19 protein-coding genes are annotated in these 24,783 nt (G+C 43.0%); 14 read left to right on the top strand and 5 right to left on the bottom strand.

The window, feature by feature from the left end; genetic code table 11:
- The first annotated feature begins 31 nt into the window (after positions 1–31).
- From hldE to AAEZ00_RS03125, 3 genes are all read left to right on the top strand, one after another.
- On the top strand, positions 32–1,462 hold the full coding sequence (gene hldE / locus AAEZ00_RS03135; RefSeq protein ID WP_351088331.1) for a bifunctional D-glycero-beta-D-manno-heptose-7-phosphate kinase/D-glycero-beta-D-manno-heptose 1-phosphate adenylyltransferase HldE: 1,431 nt from the start codon (positions 32–34) through the stop codon (positions 1,460–1,462).
- A 3-nt stretch (positions 1,463–1,465) separates the two neighbouring features.
- Positions 1,466–2,443 carry a hypothetical protein gene (locus AAEZ00_RS03130; protein WP_351088330.1) on the top strand — a complete coding sequence of 326 codons (978 nt, stop codon included), beginning with the start codon at positions 1,466–1,468 and terminating at the stop codon, positions 2,441–2,443.
- A 235-nt stretch (positions 2,444–2,678) separates the two neighbouring features.
- Positions 2,679–3,167 (top strand): TetR/AcrR family transcriptional regulator, encoded by a 489-nt coding sequence (locus AAEZ00_RS03125; protein ID WP_124013502.1) that lies wholly within the window; start codon positions 2,679–2,681, stop codon positions 3,165–3,167.
- Positions 3,168–3,352: 185 nt separating this feature from the next.
- On the opposite strand, the gene AAEZ00_RS03120 is transcribed toward AAEZ00_RS03125, so the two are convergent.
- From AAEZ00_RS03120 to AAEZ00_RS03105, 4 genes are all read right to left on the bottom strand, one after another.
- Positions 3,353–4,051 carry a DUF3581 domain-containing protein gene (locus AAEZ00_RS03120; RefSeq protein ID WP_101032805.1) on the bottom strand — a complete coding sequence of 233 codons (699 nt, stop codon included), beginning with the start codon at positions 4,049–4,051 and terminating at the stop codon, positions 3,353–3,355.
- A 599-nt stretch (positions 4,052–4,650) separates the two neighbouring features.
- On the bottom strand, positions 4,651–5,676 hold the full coding sequence (locus AAEZ00_RS03115; RefSeq protein WP_351088336.1) for a diguanylate cyclase domain-containing protein: 1,026 nt from the start codon (positions 5,674–5,676) through the stop codon (positions 4,651–4,653).
- 105 nt (positions 5,677–5,781) lie between these two features.
- Positions 5,782–7,266: a Re/Si-specific NAD(P)(+) transhydrogenase subunit beta gene (pntB, locus tag AAEZ00_RS03110; protein WP_124013504.1), complete on the bottom strand. Its 1,485-nt coding sequence runs from the start codon at positions 7,264–7,266 to the stop codon at positions 5,782–5,784.
- Between the two features lie 11 nt (positions 7,267–7,277).
- A complete protein-coding gene (locus AAEZ00_RS03105) occupies positions 7,278–8,807 on the bottom strand; it encodes a Re/Si-specific NAD(P)(+) transhydrogenase subunit alpha (protein WP_351076593.1) in 1,530 nt (509 codons plus the stop codon).
- Between the two features lie 450 nt (positions 8,808–9,257).
- Between AAEZ00_RS03105 and AAEZ00_RS03100 the strand changes: the two genes are divergently transcribed.
- The 4 genes from AAEZ00_RS03100 to AAEZ00_RS03085 all read left to right on the top strand — a co-directional run bounded on the left by AAEZ00_RS03100 (position 9,258) and on the right by AAEZ00_RS03085 (position 15,948).
- A complete protein-coding gene (locus AAEZ00_RS03100) occupies positions 9,258–11,048 on the top strand; it encodes an assimilatory sulfite reductase (NADPH) flavoprotein subunit (protein ID WP_351088329.1) in 1,791 nt (596 codons plus the stop codon).
- A gap of 83 nt (positions 11,049–11,131) precedes the next feature.
- Positions 11,132–12,823, top strand: coding sequence for an assimilatory sulfite reductase (NADPH) hemoprotein subunit (cysI, locus tag AAEZ00_RS03095; protein ID WP_124013506.1), 1,692 nt, complete (start codon positions 11,132–11,134; stop codon positions 12,821–12,823).
- Entirely contained in the window at positions 12,816–13,607 is a 792-nt protein-coding gene (locus tag AAEZ00_RS03090; protein WP_124013507.1) for a phosphoadenylyl-sulfate reductase, read from the top strand. Before cysI ends, AAEZ00_RS03090 begins: the two co-directional genes overlap by 8 nt.
- A gap of 616 nt (positions 13,608–14,223) precedes the next feature.
- Positions 14,224–15,948, top strand: coding sequence for a hypothetical protein (locus AAEZ00_RS03085; RefSeq protein WP_351088328.1), 1,725 nt, complete (start codon positions 14,224–14,226; stop codon positions 15,946–15,948).
- A gap of 164 nt (positions 15,949–16,112) precedes the next feature.
- Here the strand turns inward: AAEZ00_RS03085 and AAEZ00_RS03080 are convergent, their stop codons facing one another.
- Positions 16,113–17,003 (bottom strand): phospholipase A, encoded by an 891-nt coding sequence (locus AAEZ00_RS03080; RefSeq protein ID WP_124013509.1) that lies wholly within the window; start codon positions 17,001–17,003, stop codon positions 16,113–16,115.
- Between the two features lie 282 nt (positions 17,004–17,285).
- Between AAEZ00_RS03080 and cobA the strand changes: the two genes are divergently transcribed.
- The 7 genes from cobA to AAEZ00_RS03045 all read left to right on the top strand — a co-directional run bounded on the left by cobA (position 17,286) and on the right by AAEZ00_RS03045 (position 24,753).
- A complete protein-coding gene (gene cobA, locus AAEZ00_RS03075; protein WP_124013510.1) occupies positions 17,286–18,104 on the top strand; it encodes a uroporphyrinogen-III C-methyltransferase in 819 nt (272 codons plus the stop codon).
- 53 nt (positions 18,105–18,157) lie between these two features.
- A complete protein-coding gene (gene cysD / locus AAEZ00_RS03070; RefSeq protein WP_101032795.1) occupies positions 18,158–19,066 on the top strand; it encodes a sulfate adenylyltransferase subunit CysD in 909 nt (302 codons plus the stop codon).
- Positions 19,067–19,126: 60 nt separating this feature from the next.
- On the top strand, positions 19,127–20,569 hold the full coding sequence (cysN, locus tag AAEZ00_RS03065; RefSeq protein WP_124013511.1) for a sulfate adenylyltransferase subunit CysN: 1,443 nt from the start codon (positions 19,127–19,129) through the stop codon (positions 20,567–20,569).
- Between the two features lie 3 nt (positions 20,570–20,572).
- Positions 20,573–22,297, top strand: a complete 1,725-nt coding sequence (locus AAEZ00_RS03060) for an SLC13 family permease (RefSeq protein WP_101032793.1) — start codon at positions 20,573–20,575, stop codon at positions 22,295–22,297.
- Positions 22,298–22,342: 45 nt separating this feature from the next.
- The gene (gene cysC / locus AAEZ00_RS03055) at positions 22,343–22,966 is read left to right on the top strand and encodes an adenylyl-sulfate kinase (RefSeq protein ID WP_351088327.1); all 624 of its coding nucleotides are present in this window, start codon (positions 22,343–22,345) and stop codon (positions 22,964–22,966) included.
- 258 nt (positions 22,967–23,224) lie between these two features.
- Positions 23,225–24,148 (top strand): hypothetical protein, encoded by a 924-nt coding sequence (locus AAEZ00_RS03050; protein ID WP_351088326.1) that lies wholly within the window; start codon positions 23,225–23,227, stop codon positions 24,146–24,148.
- Positions 24,145–24,753, top strand: coding sequence for a DUF1240 domain-containing protein (locus tag AAEZ00_RS03045; RefSeq protein WP_351088325.1), 609 nt, complete (start codon positions 24,145–24,147; stop codon positions 24,751–24,753). Before AAEZ00_RS03050 ends, AAEZ00_RS03045 begins: the two co-directional genes overlap by 4 nt.
- The last annotated feature ends 30 nt before the right edge of the window (positions 24,754–24,783 follow it).

Here is a 24,783-nt window from a genome sequence, read left to right as displayed (position 1 = left end):
TGGTTAAATTTTACAAGACAGCGAATACACCATGAAGGTTTCTCTCCCCGCTTTTGAAAATGCGCGCGTTTTAGTGATTGGCGATGTGATGTTAGATCGCTATTGGGTAGGCCCTACGGGACGCATTTCACCCGAAGCCCCTGTACCTGTTGTTAAAATTAATCAAATCGAAGATAGACCCGGCGGTGCCGCCAACGTGGCATTAAACATTGCTACATTAGGTGGACATGTCCACCTAGCGGGTATTGTAGGTCAAGATGAAACGGCGCAAGCATTAACCCAAGGGGTGAAAGTGTTTGGCGTTGAGCCACAGTGGTTAACAGTCGCAGACAAGCCAACGATTACTAAATTACGCGTTTTGTCGCGCAATCAGCAATTGATCCGCTTAGATTTTGAAGAACCGTTTGATAAAGCCACTAGCCAAGCGTTATTCGCTCAAAGCGAAGCCATTTTAGATAATGTTGATGTATTGGTATTGTCAGATTATGCCAAAGGCGCCATTGATGAACCTAAGGATTTTATTGCTAAAGCGCGAGCCAAAGGGGTAAAAGTATTAGTTGATCCTAAGGGGCATGATTTTGCCCGTTATCATGGTGCGTCATTAATTACGCCAAATATGAGTGAGTTTGAGGCGGTTGTCGGTACGGTGACCAGCGAAAATGATTTAATCGAAAAAGCCCAAAAACTGATTAAATTGCATAATTTTGATGCCATTTTAGTGACTCGTTCAGAAAAAGGCATGACCTTAGTATCGCAAGATCAACCTGAACTGCACATTCCAACGGTTGCCCGTGAAGTTCACGATGTAACGGGTGCCGGTGATACCGTGATCTCAGCCTTAGCGACATCCATTGCTGCGGGCGCGACGTTAGCGCAAGCTTGTGCGATTGCCAATACCGCTGCAGGCGTGGTTGTGGGTAAACTCGGTACCTCGACGGTCAGCCGCATCGAATTAATTCAGGCATTAGCCCTTAACCATGGCGAGTCTGGCTTTGGGGTGATGACAGAAGATCAATTAGCTTATGCGATGGATCAGGCACGTTTACGCGGTGAACGTATTGTGATGACCAATGGTTGTTTTGATATTCTACACGCGGGTCATGTGAGTTATTTACAGCAAGCCAAAGCGTTAGGTCATCGCCTCATTGTTGCTGTGAATGATGATGACTCGGTTACACGGTTAAAAGGCCCTGGACGTCCAGTCAACACGGTTGATCGTCGTATGGCGGTGTTAGCGGGCCTAGCAGCGGTTGATTGGGTGGTTCCATTCTCTGAAGACACGCCGCAACGGATTATTACGCGCTTATTACCCGATTCTTTAGTTAAAGGTGGTGATTATAAGGTGGAAGATATTGCCGGTGGTGCTGAAGTGATAGCCGCGGGCGGTAAGGTCGAAGTGCTTGGATTTGAAGATGGTGTGTCAACCACGGCCATTATTCAAAATATTATGTCACAAAAATAATCGATGCTTAGATACTGGCAGCGATCATTACTGACGTTATTAAGCTATAGCCTCGCTTGCGCAGCGTTATTAGCAAGTCAGCTTGTCAATGCCAACCCGTTTATGAGTCAATCAGTGGCCATCGTTCCGGTCATAGCGACTCAGGCTATTGTTGAAGATAATGTGGCGAATGATGATATTCGCCACGCTTATTACACCCCTATTGCAACTAAACAAGCACTGGTGTGCCCAGTGTCTACTCTGGTGCGATGTGTTGCGTTACTTCCTACCTCATTACAACATCAAGCGGCTTTTTCTGTTGCTAATATTCGTCGTGCAATTGGGCGTAAAAGTGCCATGGTGTTGGTTGCTAAAGATGACATCATTGCTGGGATGATTATTATTAATCCCGCTAAAGAGGTGACAGAACAGAGTGGCGCTATTGGGTTAACAACTTATCAGTTGCCGTTAGTCGAACAAACACAGTTAACCTTGTGGCACGAGATAGGCCATTTATATAACATTGCACTGCAAGACAGCATTTTACCTTCCTCTTTGACTAAATATCAGCATGAATGGCTAGCCGATTTGTATTTATTATGGCGTATTGCGCAACATTATCACCAGCTCGATCTGGCGTGGCAACAGTTCCATCGGCGTAATCTTGCGCTCATTAACGACAGTGGTAATTTGTCCCATTGGAGTTCTCCCCAGTTACAGGTTGTACTCAGTCATTATGATGCCCAACAATTACAGCATTTTACTCGGTATGAGGATTTTTTAACCGCGGTTTATCCATTAATGCCGACGTGGTCGACGCGTGACATGGGAGAGTTTTCTAGCTTAGTCCAGCGTACTTTTGGTGCAGTTCAGTCTTTGCCTGAGTACATGTTTTGGCGTCAACCTAAGTTAATTGAAGTGTTGTCGCCGACCTTAGAACAGTTGATGGGCGAGGCTGAAACGCAGCAGTGGCTGAAAAAGCAATTTTCAACAATAAAATAAGCGATAAACTTTTATTCGCGATTGTTTTTACCGTATGAAGGTCATTTAGCCGTGTTCTGTTATTACCTTTGATTTTAAAGGGGTAAATAAATCGTTATCGCGATAATATTCTGTTTTATCCTGTAGATCTGTACATTGTACGGTTAAATATGTTGCCATTTTGCTAAATCACAGCAGAATTTTCTAGTTCGGTCTGGTAAGCTCTTGCATCAAAATAATTAGAGAGATCAAGTTTATGGCCAAGCGTTCTAGAGTTGAAACTGAGTTAACCGTTAACCAAATTTTAGATGAAGCCTTTAAACAAATCCTCACAATTGGTTTTGAGGCGATGTCGTACACAACATTATCTGCAGCCACTGGTGTTAGCCGCACGGGGATCAGTCATCACTTTCCGCGAAAAACAGAATTTCTAGTGCGTTTAGATCAACGTATTGGGGCGTTTTTTATTGAAGGATTAGACTTTACTTCGATAACAGCATTAGAGCGATCATGGCGCGAGGTGATGCGCCACCCTGAACGTAAAGCAGTATTACAACTGTTTTTCTGTTTATGTGCCAGTACTGACGAAAACATGAAAACCTTCAAGTCGCTTGATATTGTCAGAGAGGCTGCTGTTAGCCATTTTGCTGAGGTTGGATGCCAATGTGTTGAACAACTTATCGGCAATAGTGCATTGGTACTATTGCAAGATGGGCAACTACACCAAGAGCAAGTAACGCACTAAATCGTACGCATCAGTTAAGTGTTACCCTGTTAGTCACAAATCGGTGTTCAAATTGGCATTATGATCAATAGGATATCGAAGATACCATTCCGTGTCGGTATTTGAGCATTCAACATGCTGGATCGAGCTGATATCGTTACGGAATGATATTTCGTGAGCGACAAAAAATCGCCCATAATGTATGGTTACGCCCGCTTTCTGCTTTCGTATCGGTCGCACATTTGCTGCGCTTTTTCTTCATCAAATTCGCGCAAACCGCTTAATACTAATGTTTTGACTCCGCTACCTATCACTTTTCCTTGGCTTTGAAGTTCAAAGGTGAGGGTGACATCACCACGCTTACCATCAATAGCTAGGTCTTGTTTAATAAGGTGTAAACTGATGGTGCTGAAATCAAAATGGTCCAAATGAAATGACATGCTTTCATAAATCACTAATGGACGATCAGGATTAATCATCATCTTGTATTGCTTCATCATAGGCACAAGTACGTGAATAAAATTCAATCCTGAAAAAGCGACATAGCTTTTAATGAATGCCGCCGTTTGCACATCACATTGGCACTCGTCACCCTGTCGTTCAATATGCAGATATTCTTTGCCTTTGGTGTCGCAAAGGCTGAATTTATCGGCCACGTTTTTATCCACGTTTAACTCCACGCGATCACCGACCATACCAGCAAACTTAAACTGCATATTTTGGCTTAAACCGTATTCGGTCAACACTAGAGCAAACAATAAATCGCCAGGAACACAGAAGCGTTTAGCTCCTACATCATGAATGGGGTTGAAGTCTTCGGCGACTTTTTTAGCAAAATCACTAGCCTGTTGAGCCGAAATAAACACACTTTGATCTAGCTTGGTAAAATAAGGTGATAAAAACATAAAAAATAATTCTTATTGGTCAGTAGTAAGTTGTATCACAAGGCATTGTTGTTAATCATGGTCAATAACAATTTAGGCTTATGCGAGACAAGGTTAGTAATAAAATCCATTAATGAGCGAGAGTTTACGGTATAACGCGAAATAAACCCACCTGATAACGATAAACAGCAAATGCTGAAGATAAATACAAGGCGTCTTTAGGGTACTGATTGTCTGTCGCCGGTGTCACCACAGGCCACATAGGTCGAACATACTCTCTGTATTACAAGGGTATATCGAGATTACTCGGTCCATTTAATTGAGGTTTTGTTATGAAGGACTGTTTAATTTAGTGGCAGCATATCCTGAAAATGAATTTAAAGTGATATAAATTGTATTTTTATTGATATTCACAGCAGGTTTTTAGTGTCATTAACCTCGCCCTCACGGACGCAAACCTAACCTGATCGGTAAATCGTTATACACAATAGGGTTCATTATTTCGCTCATCTTCCTGCCAATAGCCCCTTTTTGTTACAAAACTTTGCTAGCGTCTGAGTGTTATTTTAAGGGTTATTTTAGGTATGGCTTGGGGGATCGTTTTAGGCATTTCAATCTTATTACCAAAATAAGAAGTTATGTTTACCGTGTTTTTTAATACTGTACATGGCTTTATCGGCTTGTTCGCAAACATTAGTAAACTCATCTAACTCATCAAACAAGCTGATCCCAATGCTGAGTCCTACTTTAATGGTTTCACCCTCTAAATCGATAGGCTCTTGATAGTGTGATAGCAGGGTTCTGGCCAATACAGTTAATCGTTCCACGTTACTATAATAGGCTAAAATAACAAATTCATCGCCACCAAAACGTGCCACGTGATGACGGGGAGCTTGATGATTGTGTGTGGTGTCTGCCGCGCTAAGGAGTTGATCGCATACTTGGCAAATATCATTAGCAATATGGATTAATAGCGTATCGCCATATCGATGTCCTAAGTGATCATTAATAATCTTAAAGCCGTCAAGATCGATAAAATACAGGGCACCATGATGTGTACTATGGGTGTTTTTTTCCTGTTCAAATGCATCAATGAGTGCATTTCGATTGAGTAAATTGGTGAGCGGATCGCGAAGAGCCAGTCTAGCTAAGTCTTGTTCGTAACGCTTCTCTTGGGTGACATCAATATGAGTGCCCATAATTCGAAGCGGTTCACCATTAATATCATATTCAATAATGCGGCCACGGTCTGACACCCATGCAACAGTGCCATCTTTGTGCACCATGCGGTGTACGGCTTGATAGATTTCAGCTTGACCCGCTACATGGCTTTCAAAGGCTTGTATAACCCAGTCTTTGTCTTCAGGGTGAAGATTGTTTTTCCAGCTGTTGATATGGGCGGGTAATTCTTCGCGGGTAAAACCAAGCAGGTGGCCCCACTGTTGATTAAAGATAGTCAAATTGCCTGTGGGAATATGTTGCTCCCACAAGCATAGGCCAGTGCCATCAAGTGCAGCATCAAGCTGCTCGTTTACCCGTTTATTTAATAGGGTAAGCCGACTGTTTTCATACTCTAGTTGCTTTAAGCGCTGCTGGTGTTGCTTCAGCTCAAACTGCAATTGAGAAATGATGTCCTGCTGTGTCATTGACAACCGATAATCCTGTAGAGTCCAATAGGCCTAGTTTAGCGGGTTATTAAACAAAAAAATACCAGCATTATCTGCTGGTATTTCGAACGCCATAAAGTCGATTTATAAGGCTTTAAGGATGGCTTCTACACTGTCCTTGGCATCGCCAAACAGCATTTGAGTATTGTCTTTAAAGAACAATGGATTTTGTACACCGGCATAACCTGTGTTCATTGAACGTTTAAAGCCAATCACATTTTGAGCTTTCCATACTTCTAACACTGGCATGCCCGCGATAGGGCTGCTTGGATCTTCCATTGCTGCAGGGTTAACCGTATCGTTAGCACCAATGACGAGCACAGTATCAGTATTGCTAAAGTCTTCGTTGATTTCGTCCATTTCGAGCACGATATCGTAAGGTACTTTAGCTTCTGCTAATAGTACGTTCATGTGGCCAGGTAAACGCCCCGCAACAGGGTGAATACCAAAGCGGACTTTTATACCCAGAGCCCGCAGCTTTTTGGTTATTTCAGCGACAGGATATTGAGCTTGCGCTACCGCCATGCCATAACCTGGGGTGATGACAACGGAGTCTGATGCTTTTAGCATGTCAGCTACGTCTTCAGCCGTTGTTTCACGGTATTCACCGACGGTGTCATCGCCACTGGCCGCCACACTATCATTGCCAAAACCACCGGCAATAACAGAAATAAACGAGCGGTTCATTGCTTTACACATAATGTAAGACAGGATCGCACCCGACGAGCCCACAAGCGCACCAACGACAATCAGTAAGTCATTCGATAACATGAAACCTGCCGCTGCCGCTGCCCAGCCTGAATATGAGTTCAGCATGGACACGACCACTGGCATATCGGCACCACCAATCGATGCCACTAAATGCCAGCCAAATGCTAATGCAATTAAGGTCATCAGGATCAGTGGTGTCACTGCTCCGCCGGCTTGTACGAACATCAGCATTAATATAAACGAGGCCACAACGGCCAATAAGTTTAATTTATGGCGATGCGGTAGCATAAGTGCTTTCGATGAAACCAATCCACGTAGCTTAGCAAATGCCACAATCGAACCCGTAAAAGTGACAGCACCAATAAAGACGCCTAAAAACACTTCGACTAAATGAATGTTAAGCATTGCACCAGTCAAGTGTTCAGTTTGTTGGGCTTTACTTGCTTCTGCAAAGGCCGCTTTTGCCGTTTCTAGCGTGGTGTTGAGGTCTTGCCCCATTACCACGACAAATTCAGACACTTGGTGTGGTTGAATATCAATAAAGCTATTAAAGCCCACTAATACTGCAGCTAAACCCACAAAGCTGTGCAAAATAGCTACCAGCTCAGGCATTTCCGTCATTTCGACTTTCAATGCTAAGCGAATACCAATTGATCCACCGATAACCATGGCGAGAATAATCCATTCTACGCCGTTTGTAGCAGGATTGAGGATGGTGGCAATGAGTGCAATCGCCATCCCGATAATGCCAAATAAATTACCATTTTTAGCCGTTTCTTGTTTTGATAACCCAGCTAAGCTGAGAATAAAAAACACGGCAGCAATGATATAAGATGCTGTAACCAGTCCTTGAGCCACGATATTACCCCTTAATCTTTACGGAACATCTTCAGCATGCGCTGAGTGACGGTAAACCCGCCAAAGATGTTGATACTGGCGATAAGCACCGCGAAAAATGCAAGCGCAGTGACTAATGCTGAACCTTGACCTATTTGCAATAATGCACCAACCACAATAATGCCTGAAATCGCATTAGTGACCGACATTAACGGCGTATGCAACGAGTGCGACACATTCCACACCACGTAATAACCCACCACACAGGCTAGGATAAAGACGGTGAAGTGCGACAGAAACTCAGCCGGTGCAACCGAGGCGACGGCGGCAAAGCCGGCAATACCTAAAGCACCTAAAATATACTTAAGTTTTGAAGGTGCCTTTTCAACTTTGGCCGCTTTGGGTTCAGTGCTGGCCGCCGGTTTCTGTGGCGCAGCAGATACTGAGATTGCCGGTGGTGGGAAGGTGATTTCGCCGCCACGAGTGACGGTCATATTGCGCATAACAACATCATCAAAATCGAGCACGGCATTACCGTCTTTTTCTTTACACATTAACTTCATCAAGTTGACTAAGTTAGTGCCATAAAGTTGTGACGATTGCGCCGGTAAACGACCCGGTAAGTCGGTATAACCTAATACCTTAACGCCGTTGTCGGTAATAAAACGCTCACCCTTTACTGTGTATTCACAGTTGCCGCCTGTAGCGGCGGCTAAATCGACAATCACTGAGCCCGGTTTCATGGTATCTACCATGTCTTTGGTGATCAGTTTTGGCGCAGGGCGTCCTGGAATTAATGCGGTGGTGATGATGATGTCGACTTCTTTGGCTTGCTCGGCAAATAGCGCCATTTCAGCCGCAATAAATTCTTCTGACATGGTTTTAGCGTAGCCGTCAGATGAGCCACCTTCTTTATTTTCAAACTCAAGCTTTAAGAAGCTACCGCCCATTGACTCAATTTGCTCTGCCACTTCAAGACGGGTGTCAAATGCGCGGACTATGGCTCCTAGAGAGCCTGCAGTACCAATAGCGGCAAGCCCTGCTACACCAGCACCAATAATCAGTACTTTGGCTGGTGGTACTTTGCCTGCTGCGGTTATTTGCCCGGTAAAGAAACGACCAAATTCATGTGCGGCTTCAATGACCGCGCGATAACCACCAATGTTTGCCATAGATGACAGTGCATCGAGTGATTGGGCGCGTGAAATACGCGGCACCATGTCCATGGCCATCACAGTAATATTGTTAGTTGATAGTTTTTCAACGAGTTCAGGGTTTTGTGCTGGCCAAATAAAACTGACCAGGGTTGTGCCTGGCTTCATTTGTGCGATTTCATCATCGGACGGTGCATTTACTTTAAAAATAAAGTCAGCTTGATACACGCTGTCAACAATATCTGCCCCTGCTGCTTCAAATGCTGCATTATCGAAGCTAGATTTCACACCTGCTTGTGCTTCAATTGCCACACTAAAGCCGAGCTTTTTAAGCTGTATCACGGTTGCTGGAGTCGCCGCGACTCGAGTCTCACCTTCGATACTTTCTCTCGGTATTCCAATCTGCATGACTGTTTCCTGATGGTTAATAAAAAGACCGTCTATTGCGGTTCCCCATCAATAGACCATTCCGTTTGAGTATTACTTCCTCATATGGGCTCTTTGCCAATAGAAAAAGTGCACCATATGACCATAGAAGTCGGGTAAACTCATTAGTCGATAGTATTACGCTGACATAGTTACATTGTATTTGCACGTCGTTTTACTCAGAAAACAATCAAGCTGATAATTATTCATCACTTAATTGGCCTTCTAGCTTGCGACATTAGGCATGTTTTGTGACTAATTACTTGGTTTTAAATTGAGGTAATTTAAAACCTTTTAACGCCACCCCACTTTTGTAACGTAAAAAAAGCCCTTTGCATATTCCTAAATGGAATAAAAAATCATCTTTTATTCTTTTTTTGTTTTGGTACTCAGTAGTAAGCTAACCACATTATACTGTTATAAGGCCGTCTTATGTTGTTAAAAGAACTTTCCGCTTTAGCATCACCTTTGTCTCAAGGACAAGTCGATAAGCTAAAACAACTCACATCAGAATTATCTTCTGTTCAACTCGCCTGGGTCAGTGGTTACTTAGCAGCGAGTGCTAACCAAGGTCAAAGCGGTGTCGAGACCACAACAGAGACAAGCGCCGCCCCAACAGTTACCATTTTATATGGTAGCCAAACTGGCAATGGTCGTGGCGTAGCCAAAGAACTCGCAGCCAAAGCGCAGGCGCAAGGTTATGCGGTTAATTTAGCTTCTATGGGCGAATATAATGTCCGCCAACTCAAACAAGAAACAATCTTGTTATTGCTCGTCAGTACCCATGGTGAAGGCGAAGCACCTGATGATGCGATTGAACTGCACAAGTTTTTAACCTCAAAGCGGGCACCAAAATTGGATAATCTACATTATTCTGTTTTAGCGTTAGGAGATTCAAGCTATGAGTTTTTTTGCCAAACCGGTAAAGACTTTGATGCGCGTCTAAGTGCATTAGGGGCAACATCATTATTACCCTTAGTTGAATGTGATGTTGACTATGAAGATATTTCACAACAATGGCAAGACAGTGTTGTTGAGGCCGTTAAGCCTTATATTCAAGCGTCAAGCGCGAGTGTGGTGTCAATTGGTACCGCATCTGTTGCTGGTGAAAGTGAATATACCAAGCAAAACCCCTATACAGCAGAAGTACTGGTAAGCCAAAAAATTACCGGTCGAGATTCTGATCGTGATGTACGCCATGTTGAAATTGATTTAGGCGAGTCAGGATTAACTTATCAAGTGGGTGATGCATTAGGGGTGTGGTTTAGCAATAACCAAGCGCTGGTCGATGAAGTGATCGCCGCGCTTGGTTTAGCACCAGACGACAATGTGACTGTGGCGAAAGAGTCACTATCATTAAAAGCGGCGTTAACCGACAAGAAAGAACTCACTCAGTTATACCCAGGCCTAGTGAAAACATGGGCTGAGTTGAGCGGCAATGCAGAACTTGCGGCTATTGGTGAAGATAAAGAGCAAACCAGACAATTTATTCTACAGCACCAATTAGCCGATTTAGTGGCTGTATATCCAGCGAAAGTCAGCGCGACGCAGTTAGTTGGTATGTTACGTCCGCTAACACCACGGCTATACTCCATTGCCTCTAGCCAAGCAGAAGTTGAAGCTGAAGTGCACTTAACCGTGGCGTTGGTTGAAGATGAACGTCAAGGCCAGGCTCGTTTTGGCGGCGCATCGCATTTCTTAGCGTCAGCACAAGAAGGTCAACAGATTAACGTGTACGTTGAGCAGAATAACCATTTTCGTTTACCAGAAAATCCACAAACGCCTGTCATCATGGTGGGTCCTGGTACCGGTGTTGCGCCATTCCGCGCCTTTATGCAGCAACGCGCGGCAGACGGTGTGTCGGGTGACAGCTGGCTATTCTTTGGTAACCCGCATTTTGAACAAGATTTCTTATACCAAGTTGAGTGGCAGCAATATCTTAAAAATGGCGGTTTGTCGCGTTTAGATGTGGCTTTCTCACGGGATCAAGCTGATAAAGTGTATGTTCAGCACCGCATTGCAGAACAAGCTGAAGCGTTATGGCAGTGGTTACAAAAAGGCGCCCATATGTATATCTGTGGTGATGCCGAGCGTATGGCAAAAGACGTCCATCAAGCATTAGTAAACATCGCGGTTGAACAAGGTGGCTTAAGCTTTGATGACGCAGAAGCTTACTTTGAAACACTGCGTAGCGAAAAACGTTACCAAAAAGATGTGTATTAACTCAGCCCACTGTTAGTAAATTATAAATATTTAGCAGTCTATTAGCGCGAGTGAATTGAACAGAATTAAGAGAGGCCAAGGCCATGAGTGAGCAAAAGTTAGCAGTAAACGAATACTTAAAAGACGACAGTGATTATTTGCGCGGTGACATCCAAGAAGGGTTAGATACCCAAGTCACTGGATCGTTTAGCGAGGGCGATCAACAGCTGATTAAATTCCACGGTTTTTATCAGCAAGATGACCGTGATTTACGTAACGAGCGTAAAGAGCAAAAATTAGAACCTCTGCATAGCTTTATGTTACGTGCACGCGTGCCGGGTGGTATTTGTACCCCAGAGCAGTGGTTAGCCGTGGATAAAATATCATCGACACTCACCACCTCAAACAGTATTCGGTTAACCACGCGCCAAACGTTTCAGTATCACGGCATTCCCAAGCGTAATCTAAAAACCTTGATCCAAGGACTTGATCGCGCCGCATTAGATTCTATTGCTGCCTGTGGTGACGTAAACCGCAATGTGATGTGTAATCCAAATCCGGTTGAGTCTAGGTTACATGCGCAAGCCTATGCCGTCGCTAAGCACTTATCTGATCATTTATTACCACACACTCGCGCGTATGCTGAGATTTGGTTAGATGAAGAAAAGCTATTAGGCACAGAAACCGTAGAGCCTGTTTATGGCAAAACCTATTTGCCGCGTAAATTTAAAATGGCTGTTGCCGTTCCGCCCCATAACGACGTAGACGTGTATACCAATGACCTTGGTTTTATCGCGGTAGCACAAGCCGGTGAGTTAGTGGGCTTTAACTTGGTGGCGGGTGGCGGTATGGGCTCTACCCACGGTGAAGTTGAAACTTTCCCACGTTTAGCCGATGATTTGGGCTTTATTAACACGGACGACGTCACCAAGTTTGCCGAAGCGGTAATGACCGTTCAACGAGACTGGGGTAACCGTGAAGTACGTAAACGTGCCCGTTTAAAGTACACCATTGTTGACCATGGTCTTGACGCATTTAAAGCTGAAGTTGAAAAACGTGCTGGAGTGAAATTTGAACCAAAGCGTGATGTGACCATTGGTGATCGCGGCGATCGTTATGGTTGGGTTGAAGGTATCGACAACAAATGGCACTTAACGCTATTTATTGAAAGTGGCCGTATTAAAGATTTACCCGGTCAAACCTTACAAACAGGTTTACGTGAAATTGCCAACATCCATAAAGGCGATTTCCGCATGACCTCAAATCAGAACATGATTATTGCCGGTGTTGCAGCAGAAGATAAAGCCGACATTGAAGGCCTAGCCCGTAAGCATGGTTTATTAGGCCAAGTGTTAAGTGGCACTCGCGGCCATTCAATTGCCTGTGTGGCGTTACCCACGTGCCCATTAGCAATGGCTGAAGCTGAGCGTTATTTCCCTGAGTTTATCGATCACATCGATGCGCTACAGGCTAAACACGGTATTAGCGAGCAATCAATAGTAGTGCGAATGACAGGTTGTCCCAACGGGTGTGCGCGTCCATTTGCCGCCGAAATTGGTTTAGTGGGTAAAGCACCGGGTCGTTACAATTTGTATTTAGGCGCTAGCTTTGAAGGTACGCGTTTAAATAAAATGCATAAAGAAAACATTCAAGAAGCCGAAATTTTAGCGGAATTGGATACCTTGTTTGGCCGCTACGCCACCGAACGTGATGCTGGCGAAACCTTTGGTAACTTCACCGTGCGTATCGGCGTGGTGAAGGCGGTTATTGACGCCGCTAAGGATTTTCATGGGTAATGAAGTGGTAACGACTGCATCAACTGATGCCGGCGTCGATCATGGTGTCACTCCCGCTCAATTGCAGGCGTTGTTATTAGCGCCTCTTGCAGAGCAAACCGCTGCGCTGGAAACGATTAATCAGTTTTTAGCCGGGTTAACGGCGCAGCAACGAGTGGCTTGGGGTCTAGCATATTTACCAGGCGAGCATGCATTGTCGTCTAGCTTTGGTATTCAAGGCGCGGTGATGTTACACATGGTGACTCAAGCGCAAAGCGATATTCCGGTGATTTTAACCGACACGGGTTATTTGTTCCCCGAGACCTATCAATTTATTGATCAGTTAACCGAGCGTTTAAACCTGAATCTTAAAGTGTATCAAGCGGGTCAAACCCAAGCGTGGCAAGAAGCGCGTTTTGGTAAGCTGTGGGAGCAGGGCATAGATGGGTTGGATGAATATAATCGCATCAATAAAGTTGAGCCTATGCAGCGTGCATTAGCTGAATTGAATATTGGTACTTGGTTTGCTGGCTTACGTCGCAGTCAGTCTAGTACCCGTGAAGCTTTGCCTATTTTAGCCATTAGCGGCAAACGTTTTAAATTGTTACCCATCATTGAGTGGAGCAACAAAGACGTGCACATGTACTTAACTGAACATGACTTGCCATATCACCCATTATGGGAACAAGGTTATGTGTCGGTAGGTGATACTCACTCAAGCAAACCACTTGAGTTAGGTATGTCTGAAGAAGAAACCCGTTTTAATGGCTTACAACGAGAATGCGGTTTGCACTTCGATATCTAAGATGAGTGATAGCGTCATTGAGTCTTGTGTTTGTATGAGTCATCCGTAAGGTTGATTTATTCAAACGATTGATGGACTGGTTTGAGCGAAAACGGACTATATTTTATGTAAACTTTTATGCAATTGCGGCGATAATAGTCTACGTTTAATGATTCCTGTAGATGGTTTTTTGTAGACGTTTTGGGATTGTTTTTGCAGTCCACGTACCTTCAAAAGCTTCGCTCGCGTCCTCGAGCACATTGATTGACTTGTTAGCGTATAAGTAATCGATTCGGTTGTTCCCGATAACTCAGCGGTTTGAGTTATCGGGAAATCAGATGTTTGAATTATTGCCTGCTTAATGCTTGTTGATTTTCACTTTTATCTCGTCAAATTCCCTCTCAAAACTCGTTAGATAATAAGCTGTCTTTTTGGCGTATTGGTTTTTTACAGGTGCGGTTTTCAGGATAAATATCCCCCAAAAGGTAACATCTAATGCGCTTATTAACATTTAATGCTAAATTAATCCGCAGTTTATCGATGTAATCGATAATGCTTATCCCAAAAAGATAATAAATGTTTAAACGCTAACTCATTTCAAGGAAGAGTTAACAATAATATAAATTGGAGTTTATAGATGAATAAAATGGCAATTGCTGCTGTGGTATTGGCTGTTGGTGCTGGTGGATATTTTCTGTCGCAACAAGGGACGTCAGTGGTTAAAAACGACCCAATGTTGGACTATATCCCTGCTGATACATTAGCGTTTTCTGGGCAGTTAGTGCCATTTCCATTAAAAGATTATTTGTATAGCATTGCTGGCAATTATCAAGCTTATGATAAGGATAAAATGTTGTCGCTCGATGATAGCTCATCAGCTCAAGAGCGCTTTTTTGTCAGTTTATATAAGCAATACATGACTGTGTTGCCTAACCCTGAGACCTTGCTATCAACATACGGTTTAGCGGATTCAATTAAGAGTTATTTTTATACTTTAGGCGCATTGCCGGTAATGAAAATTGAGATCAGCAATCCTGCAGCATTCTGGGCGGAATTAGATCGCGCCGAGCAGGAAAGCGGCTTAACTCACACCATGGGCAAGTCGGGTAATGTTGAATATCGTGGTTATGCATTAACCGATGTTGATGAAAAAGAACACGCTGAGGTTGTATTTTCCGTTAAAGATGGCTGGTTAACGGTGACCTTGAATACGTCATTAAACACCCCTCAATTACTTGAAACCGCGTTGGGTGAGAAGAAAGTTGAGCACCCTATTAGCGAAACTACCCTGTTGCAAGACATTGCCAATACTCATGGTTTTATGCAAAACAGTATTAGCTTTATTAACCATGTTGAATTGGTCAAAGGGTTAACGTCGACAGACGGCAATATGCTGGCCAAGCAAATGACCAAAATGATTGAAATACAGGGCGAAGATCCATTTGCGGAGTTAAAGACGCCAACTTGCCAGAGTGAGTTTTCGGCGATTGCGGCCAATTGGCCACGCAGTGTGATGGGACTCAACTCATACTCAATTACCCGCGAAGAAAGCACTATCGATGCGGCCGTGGTGATTGAAAGTAACAATCAAGTGATTTTGTCTGCCTTAAATAAAATGCGTGGTTTTGTACCATCATTTGCCAGCAACGGTCATGACAATATCTTATCAGTTGCGTTTGGGCTTGATGTGAAGCAATTAGCTCCAGCATTGAATGAAGTATGGAAAGATTTACAAACACCGCAATATCAATGTACTGCACTGGCTCAAATGCAATCAGAGTTAAGTGAGCTCAATCCAGCGATGCTTGGCATGATGGCTGGTATGGCGAATGGTGTTAAAGGCATCAGTGTGACGCTAGCAGATTACCAGTTGACCGAGAAAAATGGCCAGCCTAGCTTTGAAAAGCTAGATGCATTGATAAGCGTTTCGGCTGAAAAGCCGATGATGTTAGTGGATATGATGAGGCCATTTTATCCACCGCTGGCAAATGTGGACTTAAAAGATAATGGTGATCCGGTCGACATTACCCCCATGTTAATGTTACCGCCTGAATTAGGTGTTAGCGCTAAATTAGCCATCAAAGGTAATCATTTAGTGGCTTATACTGGCGATAGAGGTACAGAGTTAGCTGATTTGATGTTTAAGCAAACTCTTGAGTCTAATGGGTTTGTTAACTTATCTGTTGATTATCAGAAAATGTTTGCCCCATTAGTCGATATGGTAGAAATGAGTGGCGAACCGATGCCAGAAGAGTTGCTGATGTTAAAAGACTACAATATGCGTTTACAGATGTCGGTAGACTTTACCGATAAAGGCTTAGTGATTGGCTCTATAGTAAACAGCAAAGCCAGTGCTAAGTAGCTTCTGTTAACCGCTTTTATTAAGGCTGTTTCGCTAAAGCGACGTAAACCACAAGATGGTTAACGAAACTAAAAAGGTGACCCAATGGTCACCTTTTTTTATGTGGCACACATGCCACTTTAGTGTTGATCACTTGCGGATTTAATCGACGTTAATCGCGTATGTTATAGAATGTCATTTAACGCAATACCAATACCAACACGCTGATTATGATGATTATAGTCAATTAAGCTTTCACCATAACCATTAAAGTACTGAGTATAAATACGTAATGTACCAATAATCGGATAACTCCAAGTCAATTCAACAGCGCCGCGATTGGTATCGCGTAAGTTGTTACGCAGTAGCATGGTAAAACGATGCTCATTTAAGCCGTAAACTCCGGTTAATTCAAAGTTGCCCATATAGCGGTTGATATCAGGGTTATCATCACCTTTAGCAACATTAATGTTTTCTTTTTCATCTTCTGGTAGACGCCACCACACTCTAAGCCCCAGTGCGAATGGACCACGGTCAAATACCGCACTGCCATAAATTCGGTTCCAGCTGCGTGACAATTGATTGGTCTGGCCATTAGACTGGTGTACCGCGCCAATGCCTAAAAATGAGTTAGTAAAACCGCCAATTTTCCAATCATTATTAAATAACATAAACACTTCAGGTTCGTGGTTAGTTTCACGAAAGGGAGACGACGCATCTTCGTTATAAACCTGCCAATAAGATTGATTGGTGTAGGCAAAGAACAAATGGCCATTATCACCAAAAACGTTATACATAATTGGAAATTTAAAACTGATTTGAAACTTTGCTTCTAAGTTATCAATGGTGAAGTCTTCATCTGGATATTTACTCTCAAATGGCAATGCGTTAGTGCGGGTTTGGTAAGTCACTGGTAGAAGGTAATTGGCCTTGTGCGGGGTGATCACAAATGGCTTTTCAGATGTGGCGAGTTCTCCTTTTACGCGCTCGTCGACTAATGAAACTTCTGCAATGGCGATCGTACTATAGCCAAGTAACAACAGCGAGAGTCCAACATATTGAGTGATTTTTATCATTGCAGTATCCATAAGCATAATTATTGGTTTAATTTTAATATCATTCTTAGAAACAGTATTTTTCGAGAGTCATTGTTATCAATTGTCAGAGATTTGTCGAATTAAGTTAACATTTTTTCATTCTAGCCCTTAATTCAGCCCGTATTAGCCTGTCAAATGGAGTAAACGACCAACAAACGGCTTTATATGCTATTTAGTTATAAAAACTAACTATAAACTATTGTATATGGAATATGGAAAACGCTATATTTGTATATGGTCAAATATCTTAAGGTTAATGTGATGGAATTAGTATCGATGCCGGGGCAACAAGCCAAAGGCAAAGTGTGGTTAGTCGGCGCAGGTCCTGGCGACGTTGAGCTGCTAACACTAAAAGCCTATCGCATCCTAAAGAATGCCGATGCAGTGTTATATGACGCATTAGTCAGCCAAGATATTTTAGATTTAATCCCCAGTCATGCTGAAAAAATTGCCGTGGGTAAGCGCGCAGGTAAACACAGCGCAGCCCAAGATGAAATTAATCAGTTGTTGGTGACCAAAGCATTCACCCGTAGAAATGTAGTGCGCTTAAAAGGTGGCGATCCGTTTATTTTTGGCAGGGGCGGCGAAGAGTTACAAATCTTAGTCGCAGCGGGTATTGCTTTTGAAGTAGTTCCTGGCATTACCGCCGCCAGCGGTACGTCGGCTTATGCTGGTATTCCGCTAACGCATCGTGATTATGCTCAAGGTGTCACCTTTATTACAGGTCACTGCCAGTTAGCGAGTCGCCCTATGGATTGGCACGGTTATGCTAATTCCAACAATACCTTAGTGGTCTATATGGGCATATTAAACGCCAATATTATCAGTGAGGGTTTGATCAATGCTGGTCGTAGTGCTGAGACGCCCGTGGCAATCGTGTCTAACGCAACCACCTCATCACAACAGCGGTTTATGGGTAAGTTAGGTGAACTGGCTCAATTAGCCGCAGATCCTGCTTTGCAGATGCCTGCGCTGATGATTATCGGTGAAGTTGTTGAATTAGCGGAGAGCTTGAATTGGTTTGATCCCGTCACTGCGCAACAAAAAACAGATTTAGACACAGTCGCTAAAGCGCTGTAGTCGATTAATTTAACCCGCTGCGATGCAGCAATATTAGCTAATGGAGAATCATCATGGCAGGCCGTTCGTTAAGCCATTTACAACAACTGGAAGCAGAGAGCATCCAGATCATCCGTGAAGTTGCAGCTGAGTTTGGTAACCCTGTGATGCTTTATTCTATTGGTAAAGACTCATCTGTTATGCTGCATCTTGCGCGCAAAGCATTTTACCCCGGCAAAATTCCATTCCCATTATTGCATGTCAATACGGGGTGGAAATTCAAAGAGATGATCGCTTTTCGTGATGCGCAAGCTAAAGCATTTGGTTTTGAACTACTGACTCACACTAACCAAGAAGGCGTTGAACAAGGTGTTGGTCCATTTACCCATGGTAGTGCTAAACATACCGACATCATGAAAACCCAAGCGCTAAAGCAAGCCTTAAATCAATATGGATTTGATGCCGCTTTTGGTGGCGCACGTCGAGATGAAGAAAAATCCCGTGCCAAAGAGCGGGTGTATTCGTTCCGTGATAAGCACCACCGCTGGGATCCTAAAAACCAACGTCCAGAATTATGGCGCACCTATAACGGCGCGGTAAATAAAGGCGAAAGCATTCGGGTGTTCCCATTATCTAACTGGACTGAGCTTGATATTTGGCAGTATATCTACCAAGAGAATATCGAAATCGTACCGTTATATTTTGCAGCCCCTCGCACCGTGGTGAACAAAGGCGGCCAGCTGATCTTAAAAGATGATGATCGTATGCCAATCGAATCCGGCGATGTTGAATCGGTTGAGCGGGTTCGTTTTAGAACCTTAGGTTGTTATCCACTAACGGCGGCGATGCCATCAGAAGCCGATAGCTTAGAAAAAATTATTGAAGAGATGCTGTTAACTCGCTCAAGTGAACGTCAAGGTCGCTTAATTGATTCAGACCAAAGTGCTTCAATGGAGGAGAAAAAGCGTCAAGGCTATTTCTAAGCAATTGAATATGGTTGTTTTATCGACCCAGCATGCGAACGAATTTGAGTGAGAAAGATTATGGACCAAGCAACAAAGAATACCGACCGTATGGCCGCAGAGATCCAGCTGCACGGTGTAAAAGAATATTTGGCATTACAACAAAATAAAGGCTTATTGCGTTTTTTAACCTGTGGCAGTGTCGATGATGGTAAAAGTACCCTTATTGGGCGTTTATTGCATGACAGCGCGCAAATTTATGAAGATCAGCTCGCAAGCTTAAAAAGTGATAGCGCTAAAATGGGCACCACTGGCGAAGCCATTGACCTTGCGCTATTGGTAGATGGTTTACAAGCTGAGCGTGAGCAGGGCATTACTATCGATGTGGCTTATCGTTATTTTTCCAGTGAAAAACGTAAGTTTATTATTGCTGATACCCCTGGCCATGAACAATACACGCGTAACATGGCAACGGGTGCGTCAAACTGTGATTTAGCGGTCATTTTGGTTGATGCGCGTTATGGGGTGCAAACCCAAACTAAACGCCATGCGTTTATTGCCTCATTATTAGGTTTACGTCACTTTGTCGTAGCCGTGAATAAGATGGACTTGGTTGGCTTTGATCAAACGGTGTTTGACCAAATCCAAGCTGATTTTACTGATTTTGTGAAAGACTTTGGTGATTTAGATATTCACTATGTGCCCTTGTCGGCCTTAAATGGTGATAACGTGGTCAACCCTAGTACTCAATGTGATTGGTATCAAGGTGGCACATTACTTGAGCTGCTTGAAACTATCGATACACAGCGTGAACTGAGCGAGCTACCGGTACGTTTTCCGGTGCAGTACGTATTACGACCTAACTTAGATTTTCGTGGTTTCTCTGGCACGTTAGCGTCAGGCATCATTAAAGTGGGTGACGAATTAGTCGCATTGCCATCGGGCAAGCGCAGTAAAATTGAACGTATTGTCACCTTTGACGGTGATTTACCCGAAGCCGTAGCAGGTCAAGCAATCACCATTACCCTTGAAGATGAGATTGATATTTCACGTGGTGATTTATTGGCTCACCCGGCGACCGCGCCAGAAATGGCTAACCACATAGTAGCGGACCTAGTGTGGATGGATGAAAAGCCATTACAAATCGGTCAGTTATATGATGTGAAAGTGGCGGGTAAGAAAACCCAAGCGGTGGTAAGCGCAATTGAATACATTACCGATGTCAATACGCTTGAGCGCAGCGCAGCAAGCACATTAAGCCTAAATACCATCGCTCGGGTTAAGTTAGATTTAACCGAATCGGTTGTGTTAGATGCCTATAGCTTAGTACGTGATACCGGTGGAATGATTTTAATTGATCGTTTGTCCAATGCCACTGTTGCTGCCGCTATGGTCGTCAGTGGTCATCAGGGTGACAAGCAAACCAACACTGAGTTTAGTGCATTTGAAGTCGAATTTAATGCGTTAGTGCGTAAGCATTATCCGCATTGGAATGCGCGCGATATCAGCGTACTTGGAAAATAATTAATGAGCGAAATATGGTTGTTAGCGATTATCTTGTTAGCGCTGGTCGGTGGGCTTCTTGCTGGGCTTGCAAAACCGGCCGCCATGTTTTTTTTCGCTTCGTTAATTTGTTATATCCTTGGGCTAGTTGACTTAAATGTAGCACTTGGCAGCTTTACTAATAACGGACTGATCACTTTAGTGCTGTTAGTACTGGCGGCCACAGCACTTGAGAAAACCTCATTACTGGGCAAATTAAGCCAAGTCATTGGCAAAGGCTCGTTATTTTCCACATTAGCGAAGTTAGGTATATCGACAGCCTTATTGTCATCGTTTACCAATAATACTGCGGTCGTCGCCTCGTTAATCGGTGTGGTGCGCCGTAATCAAGCACATGCGCCTTCTAAGTTGTTATTGCCATTAAACTACGCGGCAATTTTGGGCGGCACATTAACCCTAATTGGCACCTCTACGAGTCTAATTGTTAACTCTTTTGTTGAAAATGCGGGCCTTGAGCCTTTAGGTTTTTTTGAGTTTTCACAAGTCGGCGCATTAGTGGTCATAAGTGGTTTAGTTGTGTTAACCATCATGGCTAACTTTTTACCCGATAGACGTGAAGAATCCGAAGATGAGTCTTTACCTTATCTATTGGAAGCTCATGTGGCCAAAACCTCTACCCTGGTGGGTAAGAGCGTGATAGATAACCGTTTGCGGGCACTTAAAAAACTGTATTTAGTTGAGTTAGAGCGCAGTGGGATCCGTATCTGTCCAGTGCCGCCGCAAATGGTGCTGCAAGCCGATGACGTTTTACGTTTTAGCGGTGCGGTTGAGTCGGTTGAGCTGTTACATCAGTTTGACGGTTTAGAATGGTTTGGTAAGCAGCACGCAAAAGGTCAAAATCTGGTTGAAGCCGTGCTAGCGCCATCATCAAGTTTAGTGGGCACAAGCTTAAAAGATTCGCGCTTTCGTGAAGTCTTTGATGCTGCCGTGATGGCTATTCGTCGAGGTCATCTACCGTTAAAAGGTGGACTAGGCGATGTGGTGTTACAACCCGGTGACGTATTACTGCTCACCCCAGGCGACCGTTTTTCTAAATGTCCTAATTTAACCACCGACTTTGCGGCTATCAGTGGCTTAGAGTTAAGTGTCCGTTTAGATGAAAAACGCGGTAGCTGGGTGCTTGTTGGGTTTGCATTAACCATTTTGGCGAGCATTTTCGATGTATTACCATTAGCCAAAGGCTTAGTTTTATTGTTACTCAGCTATGTGGCGATTGGCGCGATAACCTTAAGTGAGCTTAAACGTCGCTTTCCGTTAGAACTGGTGGTTATCGTAGGAAGTGCCTTAGGCTTAGCTAACTTAATGGTCACAACCGGCCTAGCAGACATCATGGCGCAAGCGTTGTTAAGTCTTTTTAATGGTTATGGTGTGTTTGCCGCCTTTGTTGGGATTTATCTCATTACCTTAATTGTTACCGAGTTAATTACCAACAACGCCGCCGCCGCACTTGCATTTCCGGTAGCTTACGCGGTTGCCACCAGCTTTGGCGCGGATCCTCGTCCGTTTATTATGGCGGTGGTATTTGGGGCAAGTGCGAGCTTTATATCGCCTTACGGCTATCAAACTAACCTAATGGTATTTAATGCCGGTAATTATAAATTAAGCGACTTTGTTCGCTTAGGTTTACCGTTATCAATAGTGTATTCCTTAGTGGTTATTTTTTCGATCCCGTATTTTTTCCCGTTTTAACAAAGAATTTTAGTGTGGTGTAATAACCACTCTATAGGAGTAGTGATGAGCAATATTGTTTGGCATCAACATGCCATTGACCAAGCTGCCCGTGGCGCCCAAAAAGGCCAAAGTCCGGTATTATTATGGTTTACCGGGCTATCAGGCTCAGGTAAATCAACCCTTGCAGGTGCATTAGAGCGGGCGTTATTTGAATACGGTTTTCATACTTATTTACTTGATGGTGATAATGTTCGTCATGGTCTGTGTAAAGATTTAGGCTTTAGCCTTGAAGATCGCGATGAAAATTTACGTCGTGTCGGTGAAGTGGCTAAATTAATGGTTGATTCAGGCTTAGTGGTGTTGTCGGCGTTTATTTCACCGACCCGCGAAGAACGTGATCGCGTCAGGGCGTTATTCCCACAAGGACAATTTGTTGAAGTACATGTGTCTACGCCATTGAGCGTGTGCGAATCGCGCGACACCAAAGGCTTGTATGCCAAAGCTCGAAAGGGAGAAATTAGCAACTTTACTGGCATTTCATCACCTTACGAAGTGCCAGAATCTGCAGAGTTAACCATAGATACCAGTAAAGGTGATCTCGATACTCAGGTGAATGGTTTACTGGCTTACTTAAAAGCGATTGAGGTGCTTAACCCACCGAGAGAAATCGCTGGTGCAGGAATTTAAACGGCACTAAATCGACAATTAAATCGAGAATAATAAAAGGGCTGATGTGCTATATAACATCAGCCCTTTTAGTTTTATGTCATCGCAACTATAACCGTTATGAAGTTACTGAGTGATAGACTTTCATTTAGAGAAATTTCTCAGCACATTATATAAGGTGTATTGGTTAGTTTAACTAGCTATTTGGGGTAGATTAAACTTTACCTAATCTAAGATACAATATCGTTCTAAAGGAGTTAATTAAAATAAGGATATTACATGTCTGCTTATGCCAATCGTGCGATCAATGATTATCAAAGAAAGAAAAAGCTTGCTAAAGCACTTTCTGAAAATGAATACCAACTGGTACAAATGAACTCGGCTGAGTTTATCGAACTTTATATTAGTCATAAACAAAAACAAGGTATGACTAGGGCTGATGCTATTGAGGATCTGGGTATAGTTATTTCCCAGTCCTCGCTTATTGGTAAGCAATTTTGGGATAAGCATAATGCTAAAATAAAAACTGGTAGTGGATTGATCCCCTTGATGACAGATATAGTCGCCCTGAGTGCACTGGCTATTGAGATGAAACGAGGTGGGAGTGCCTTTAGTGCTTTTAAGACTGTGACCTATTCAGGTCAACCTTACGTTGTTTTTCAAGGGTATGCTCGTTTAAGGAGAGATTTAACCGGCAGTCGTTATTTGGCTAACAATCCCAAAGTTATTTCATTGGGGATTGGTAAATTGGGTGCTTTAAAATCTATTACTCAGGGTAGTATTCTTACCATACTGATTTCAGGTGCATTTTACTCTTTAGAGCAAATGATGAATGATACCAAAACTTGGCGTCATTTTGTTGGTGGAATGGCCGTTGATATTGCAATTGTCTCTGCTAGTTCATTGATTACTTGGGCTGCGATAGGTATAGCCGGTACAGCAGCTTCATTAACTATTGGTTCAATGGTAGTAATTGTCATCGTAGGTGTGGTTCTGGCTTTCGTGACTAATTTATTTATAGACACTGAGTATTGGTCAGATAAAATAAGTCAATCATTGTTATTGGCTGAAAAAAATCTTATTAATAATGGGGAAAGGTTGAGCGCTGAGACTAATCGTTTAATCGATGATTATAATCATGACCCTATACGTTTTTTACATAAATTATTTGGGATCCCTTATTTTCATGGAAGCCTAAAATGAGTGATAAGTCAGATATTATTCACGATGAATATAGTGATAAAAAAAGGCATAAAGTCTTAGCTGTATTTTTTGTTATCTTATGTTTTTTTGGTGTTTATGGTACTTTTTTAGGATTTATAGAAGAATATAGTGTTTTAGAAAAGATTAATGAAAAGGCTATTTATATCGGGCATAGAAGCTTTGCTATTGGTGCGTTTTGGGTAGTGCCATTTCTTATTGTTTTTTCTTATTTAATGTACCTAAGATTAGTGAATAAACTGACTATTCAAGCGCAAATTTGGCTTGTTAAAGCAGCTGGATTTGGATTAGTTGCTTGGATTTTGACTTGTAGTGTTTATGGTTTTTGGCTTGATTCACACCTCAGAATAAATGGTTATACGCATTGTTATTGGTATGATTCTCCAGCTCGAGGCAGTCCAACGATTTGGGTAGAGTCGGAGCGTTTTTGCCAGAAGAGAGCTTCAAATACTCGGATTGAATTATTTAACTATTTTGACCAGCAAGATGCATTAAATCGTAAACCAACAGATAAAGAGTTAAATGCAGAGATAAAAAATATTGTTGAAAATAGTATTTTTTATAAATATCAGAATGATCTGCTTTAGTATTGTATATAAATGGTAATCTAAATTTGA

The sequence above is a fragment of the Shewanella sp. S1-49-MNA-CIBAN-0167 genome (assembly GCF_040310145.1).
Classification (GTDB): Bacteria; Pseudomonadota; Gammaproteobacteria; order Enterobacterales; family Shewanellaceae; genus Shewanella; species Shewanella psychromarinicola.
The sequence above is the reverse complement of the archived record's forward strand: the minus strand, read 5'-3'. Positions and strand labels throughout refer to the sequence as shown.